The sequence below is a fragment of the Streptomyces sp. NPDC003011 genome (assembly GCF_053591515.1).
The window spans coordinates 22228-28945 of record NZ_JBSFTY010000106.1; the positions used below are offsets into that span (position 1 = coordinate 22228).

General features: G+C 72.0%; 4 protein-coding genes. 2 read left to right on the plus strand and 2 right to left on the minus strand.

Annotated features, from left to right (window positions below; translation table 11 throughout):
• Nucleotides 1-47: 47 nt before the first annotated feature.
• Nucleotides 48-857: a DUF4253 domain-containing protein gene (locus tag ACWD0J_RS36315; protein WP_451500133.1), complete on the minus strand. Its 810-nt coding sequence runs from the start codon at nucleotides 855-857 to the stop codon at nucleotides 48-50.
• A 168-nt stretch (nucleotides 858-1025) separates the two neighbouring features.
• On the opposite strand from ACWD0J_RS36315, the gene ACWD0J_RS36320 reads away from it, so the two are divergent.
• On the plus strand, nucleotides 1026-2924 hold the full coding sequence (locus ACWD0J_RS36320; protein WP_451500134.1) for a P-loop ATPase, Sll1717 family: 1899 nt from the start codon (nucleotides 1026-1028) through the stop codon (nucleotides 2922-2924).
• Between the two features lie 85 nt (nucleotides 2925-3009).
• Here the strand turns inward: ACWD0J_RS36320 and argS are convergent, their stop codons facing one another.
• Entirely contained in the window at nucleotides 3010-4779 is a 1770-nt protein-coding gene (argS, locus tag ACWD0J_RS36325; RefSeq protein WP_451500136.1) for an arginine--tRNA ligase, read from the minus strand.
• 155 nt (nucleotides 4780-4934) lie between these two features.
• Between argS and lysS the strand changes: the two genes are divergently transcribed.
• Nucleotides 4935-6677, plus strand: coding sequence for a lysine--tRNA ligase (gene lysS / locus ACWD0J_RS36330; protein ID WP_451500135.1), 1743 nt, complete (start codon nucleotides 4935-4937; stop codon nucleotides 6675-6677).
• The last annotated feature ends 41 nt before the right edge of the window (nucleotides 6678-6718 follow it).

The window sequence follows — 6718 nt, forward strand, 5'->3', positions numbered from 1 at the left end:
CCGGGATCACGGCTCGGGAGGGGATGACCCCCCTGCCGTGAGGCCGGTCAGTCCCACCAGAAGTGCCAGGCGGGCTGGTGGAGGAGCTGACGCTGGGCGTAGGCGCGCAGTGTCGTGTCGTCGCCCCGCCCGACGGTGTCCGGGCAGAACGCGAAGTGCTCGGCGGCCAGCGCCTCGGCTTCGGCCTCGGTGGCGGGCGGGGCGGCCACCGACACGGTCAGCCGGCCGAAGGTGAGCGCGACGACCCGTATCCCGAAGCGGTCCTCCCAGGAGCGCAGCACCGAACAGAGCCGGGCCACGTCGTTCTCGTAATTGCACGGGCCGCTCCAGCCGATGGCGGCCGGGATGTCGGCGGAGCGGCGGGCCGGGACCAGTGCGCAGCGCGGCGCCTTGAGGGAGGAGCCGTCGGCGAGGAGCGACTCGGCCACCTCGGCGGCGCGCGCGTCCGGGTCGGCGTCCAGGACGCCGGCGGGGGCGAGTCCGGGCCAGTCCGCCTCGGCGGGGCCGGACCCGGGTCCGTGCGCCGCGTACGCGTCCCAGAACGCGCTCAGTACCTCCTCGGCGTCGTGATCGCCGGGGTACGACACCTCGTCGGGCATCAACTCCCAGCCCTTCAGGCCGCCCTGGCTGTCGCCGGCGTCGACGAGCAGCGGAAGCAGCCCGACGGTCCGCCCGGCCGCGTGCAGCGCGGTCCAGGTACCGGCCGCCGGCCGCTGGTCCGCGCACCACAGCAACGGCTCGTGCCACGGCCCCTCGTGGGTGGTGTCGATCAGTCTGCCGGGCGGGAGGTCCAGTCCGAGGGACCGGCCGGCCGGGTCGGCCGCCAGCTTCGGCAGCGGGTTGGGAAGTGTCGCCATGCGGGGGACTGTAGAGGCAGCCACTGACAACGGTCCGGACGCCCGGCGTCCGGGTGTGCGCGAAGGCTGAGCCGGGGCGGGGCTTGCCGCTACGGTGTCCGCTGGAGGACCCGTACGGGCCGCGATCGGGGGCCGACGGGCGACGGGGCGACGTCAAGGGGGACGGGGATGGCCGACGGGCCGGTGCTCGCGCAGCTGCACTTCGGGCGCGAGGACGCCGAACGGGACGTGACCGACGGGCTGCTGTTACGCGGCGGCTTCCTGCCCAACGCGGCCTACAAGGCCGCGCTGGCCGGGCGGAAGATGCTGATCATCGGCCGCAAGGGGTCCGGCAAGAGCGCGATCTGCATGCAGTTGACGGCCGACGGCGGCCAGCACGCGGGGACGGTCCTGGTCACCCCGGACGAGGCGGCGGGCGAGCAGATCCGGCGGTTCGAACTGCAGGGGCTGCCGGGGGACTCGGCGAAGGCGCTGATCTGGCGGTACCTGTTCGCCGTCCACGCCGCCCGCCACCTGGCGACGCACGCCAAGGACGCGCACGGCCGGCGGCCCGACTCGGTGAAGGTGCTGGCCCGCTTCCTGAAGCAGAACGGGGAGGCGGCGGACGGCCGGCTGGGGGAGCGCGTCGCGCACGGCGCCAGGGGCCTGCAGACCTCCCTGTCCCTGGAGGCGTTCGGCTTCAAGGCGGGCCTGGACCTCGCGCAGTCGCCGTCCGAGGGCGCGCAGGCCCTGCGGCAGCTGGAGGTCGTCGAACAGGGCGTGGCGCGGGCCTTCAGCGACGTCGGCTGCGACGGCGCGCACGGGCCGCTGCTCCTCATGGTCGACCAGCTGGAGCAGGTGTGGTCGGCCGAGCCGGACAGTGTCTCGATGGTGATCGGGCTGCTGCTGGCGGCCAAGCACGCCGCCAGCCTCTACACGCGCTCGGTGCGGTTCCTGCTGTTCCTGCGCGCGGACATCTACGACTCGCTGTCCTTCGGGGAGGGCGACAAGTTCCGCGGCGACGAACTGCGGATCGCCTGGACGGAACAGGCGCTGCGGGACCTCGCCCTGGCCCGCGCGCGGGCCTCCACCGGAGCGGAGCTGACCGAGGAGCGGCTGTGGCGGGAGCTCTTCCCGCAGACCGTGCAGGGCGAGGAGACCGCCACCTACCTCTTCCGCCGCTGTCTGCCCCGGCCGCGGGACGCCATCCAGTTCCTCAACCTCTGCCAGGAGACGGCCTGGCTGATCCACGGCCGGGAGCGGATCACGGAGGCGGACGTCCTCCAGGCGGCCCGGCAGTTCTCCGCGTGGAAGCTCAAGGACCTGTCCCTGGAGTACCTGGTCGCGCACCCCTTCCTCAAGCATCTCTTCCCGCTGTTCCAGAACACCGGCTACGTGGTCACCCGGGCCGCCCTCGGTACCCGTTTCGAGGCGGCGGCCGAGTCGCTCCACGGGCTGTTCCCCGCCTACGCGGGCGCCCTGACGCTCCCCGGCGTCATCGACATCCTGCACGGCGTGGGGTTCCTCGGGGTGCGGCGCGGCAACGACGTGGTGTTCGCCGGTGACGACGACCTGCCGGTGCAGCCGCACGAGACGGAGTTCCACGTCCACCCCTGCTTCCGGGCCGCGCTCGGCGCGACCAGCGCCATCGACCTGCGGGACCACGAGTCGATCGCGGTGGGCTCCCGCGTCGTCCAGGGAAGCCTCGGTTACGACGTGGGCCACACCTTCACCAGCCGCGACGACCGGCTGGCGCGGGAACTGCGGCGCTCCTGCCACTCCGTCCTCGCCCAGACCGGGCGGGCGGTGAGCCTGGCGCAGGACGCCCGGGACGAGATCAGCCGGCAGATCAACGGCGTCCTCGACGACGTCCACCGCATCGCCGCGGGCACCCCGCCGGCCTTCGACGTGGACGAGCAACTCCTGTCCACCGCCCACTACTTCGACACCCTCGCCGCCCAGCTCCTGGCCAGCGGACTGGACGACGGCGCGGGCGGCGCGGGCGGGGTCGCACGCCGGATGAGGGAGGAGGCCGGGCGGCTGCGGCGGGTGGCGGGCGGCTCGTACGGGTCCTCGGACGGCGGCTGAGACCTGCCCGGGGGCGGGCCGGACCGGGGACCGCGCCGGGAAACGATCACTCACCTCCCGGGCGCGGACTGCGCGCCCCTGGTGCTCAGAGCCGCTCGGGCGTCCGGATCCCCAGCAGGGCCATGCCCCGGTGCAGGGTGCGGGCCGTCACGTCGCACAGGAACAGCCGGTTCTCCACCTGCTCCGGCGTCTCGGCCTTCAGGACCGGGCACTTGTCGTAGAAGGTCGTGTAGTGGGACGCCAGCTGGTAGAGGTACGCCGTCAGCTTGTGCGGGGCGTACTCCGTCGCCGCCTCGGCGACCGTCTCCGCGAACGCGTCGGCGTGCAGGCCCAGGGCCCGCTCCGCCTCGTGCAGCGGCAGCTCCGGGTGCGCGGACGGGCGTACGTCGCCGGCCTTGCGCAGGATCGACCGGATCCGGGCGTACGCGTACTGGAGGTACACGCTGGTGTCGCCGTTCAGCGAGACCATCTGGTCCAGGTCGAACTTGTAGTCCCGGTTCGCCGACGTCGACAGGTCCGCGTACTTCACCGCGCCGATGCCGACCTGGGTGCCCCGCTCGGCGATCTCCTCCTCGGACAGGTCCTGGGCCTTCTCCCGTACGACGGCCGAGGCGCGGTCGATGGCCTCGTCCAGGAGGTCGACCAGGCGTACCGTCTCGCCCTCACGGGTCTTGAACGGCTTGCCGTCCTTGCCGAGCACGGTGCCGAAGGCCAGCTGGTGCGCCGTCACGTCGTCGCCCAGCCAGCCCGCCCGCCGAGCCGTCTCGAAGACCATCCGGAAGTGCAGCGACTGGCGGGCGTCGACCACGTACACCAGCGTGTCCGCCTTCAGGTTGCCCACGCGGTCGCGGATCGCCGACAGGTCGGTCGCCGCGTAGCCGAAGCCGCCGTCGGACTTCTGGACGATCAGCGGGACCGGGTTGCCGTCCGGGCCCTTGACGTCGTCGAAGAACACGCACAGGGCGCCCTCGGAGCGGACCGCGACGCCCGACTCCTCCAGCAGGCGGCAGGTCTCGGCGAGCATGTCGTTGTAGCCGGACTCGCCGACGATGTCCGCGTCCCGGATCTCCATGTCCAGCTTCTCGAAGACGGAGAAGAAGTAGATCTTCGACTCGTCGACGAACCGCTGCCACACGGCGAGCGTGTGCGCGTCGCCGGCCTGGAGGTCGACCACCCGGCGCCGGGCCCGCGTCTTGAACTCCTCGTCGGAGTCGAAGAGGCTCCGCGCGGCCTTGTAGAGGCGGCCCAGGTTCGACATCGCCTCCTCGCCGGAGACCTCGCCGTCCGCGGAGGACTTGTGGTCCAGCTCGTGCGGGTGCTCGTCCAGGTACTGGATGAGCATGCCGAACTGGGTGCCCCAGTCGCCGATGTGGTGACGCCGCACCACCGTCTCGCCGGTGAACTCCAGGAGGTGGACCACCGCATCGCCGATCACCGCGGACCGCAGGTGGCCGACGTGCATCTCCTTCGCCACGTTCGGCTGGGCGTAGTCGACGACCGTCGTGCCCGGGTTCTCGGCGAACGGCACGCCCAGGCGGTCGGTGTCCGCGTACCGCGCGGCGAGGTTCCCGGTGATGGCCCGGTCGGTGAGCGTGATGTTCAGGAAGCCGGGGCCGGAGACCTCGATGTCCTGGATCAGCTCGCCGGTGACCACCTGGGAGACGACCTGCGCCGCCAGCTCCCGCGGGTTCGCCTTCGCCTTCTTCGCCAGCGCGAGGATGCCGTTGGCCTGGTAGTCGGCCCGGTCGCTTCGGCGCAGCAGCGGGTCGGCGGAACCGGCCTCCGGCAGGGCTGCCGAGAGGGCCGTCGCGAGGTGCTGCTGGACGCTGGCGCTGAGGGACGTGACCGGGGCCATGGAGTTGGGTGCCGTTCTCCTCGTGGGATGGATGGACACGGCCAGTATCCCATGGGGCGTAAAGCGGTTTTCCTGGGCGCGTAGGGGTCTGGGACAATGAGGCGGTCAGCCGTGCGACCGTACCGGCTGCTCGTGAGAACCGTCAGAAAGAGGACGTGCCGATCGTGGCTCAGAGCACCGAGACCACCGACTGGGTCTCCCGTTTCGCGGATGAGGTCATCGAGGAGTCGGAGCGTCGGGCCCCGGGCAAACCGGTCGTCGTCGCGTCCGGCCTCTCCCCCTCCGGGCCCATCCACCTGGGGAACCTGCGCGAGGTCATGACCCCGCACCTCGTCGCCGACGAGATCCGCCGCCGGGGCCGCGAGGTACGCCACCTGATCTCGTGGGACGACTACGACCGCTACCGCAAGGTGCCGAAGGGCATCGCCGGGGTCGACGAGGAGTCCTACCGGCAGCACATCGGCAAGCCGCTGACCTCCGTCCCGGCCCCCGCGGGCTCCGCCCACCCCAACTGGGCCGAGCACTTCAAGGCCGCGATGACCGCGTCGCTGGCCGAGCTGGGCGTGGAGTTCGACGGGATCAGCCAGACCGCGCAGTACACCTCCGGCGTGTACCGCGAGCAGATCCTGCACGCCGTCCGGCACCGGGGCGAGATCGACGCGATCCTCGACCAGTACCGGACCAGGAAGGCCCCGGGCAAGAAGCAGCAGAAGCCGCTGGACGAGGCCGAGCTGGAGGCCGCCGAGGGGTCCGGCGCGGCCGCCGAGGACGACGGCAGCTCCGGCTCCGCCGGCTACTTCCCGTACAAGCCGTACTGCGGCAACTGCGAGAAGGACCTCACCACCGTCACCGCCTACGACGACGACACCACCGAGCTGACGTACACCTGCGCCGAGTGCGGCTTCTCGGAGACCGTCCGGCTGAACGAGTTCAACCGCGGCAAGCTGGTGTGGAAGGTCGACTGGCCGATGCGGTGGGCGTACGAAGGGGTCGTCTTCGAGCCGTCCGGCGTCGACCACTCCTCGCCGGGCTCCTCGTTCCAGGTCGGCGGGCAGATCGTCGGGATCTTCGGCGGGAAGCAGCCGATCGGGCCGATGTACGCGTTCGTCGGCATCAGCGGGATGGCGAAGATGTCGTCCTCCCGGGGCGGGGTCCCGACCCCCGCCGACGCGCTGCGAATCATGGAACCGCAGCTGCTGCGCTGGCTGTACGCCCGCCGCAGGCCCAACCAGTCCTTCAAGATCGCCTTCGACCAGGAGATCCAGCGCCTGTACGACGAGTGGGACAAGCTGGACGCCAAGGTCGCGGACGGCACCGCACTGCCGGCGGACGTCGCCGCGCACGCGCGTGCCGTGGGCACCGCCGCCGGTGAACTGCCGCGCACCCCGCGGCCGTTGCCGTACCGCACCCTCGCGTCCGTCGCCGACATCACCGCCGGGCACGAGGACCAGGCCCTGCGCATCCTCAGCGAGCTCGACCCCGCCGACCCGCTCACCTCGCTCGACGAGGCACGGCCGCGGCTCGACAAGGCCGAGGCGTGGATCAACACGCACGTGCCCGCCGACCAGCGGACCATCGTGCGCGAGGAGCCCGACCACGAGCTGCTGAAGTCCCTGGACGAGCCGTCCCGGCAGTCCCTGCGGCTGCTCGTCGACGGACTGGCGGAGCACTGGTCCCTCGACGGGCTGACCCACCTCGTCTACGGCGTGCCCAAGGTGCAGGCCGGTTTCCCGGCCGACGCCACGCCCAAGGAGCTGCCGCCGGAGATCAAGACCGCCCAGCGGTCCTTCTTCGCGCTCCTGTACCACCTGCTGGTCGGCCGGGACACCGGTCCGCGCCTGCCCACGCTGCTGCTGGCGGTCGGGCAGGAGCGGGTGCGGGTCCTGCTCGGGGAGTAGACCGCCGGCTCACGACGAGGGGGGCGCCCGGTGAACACCGG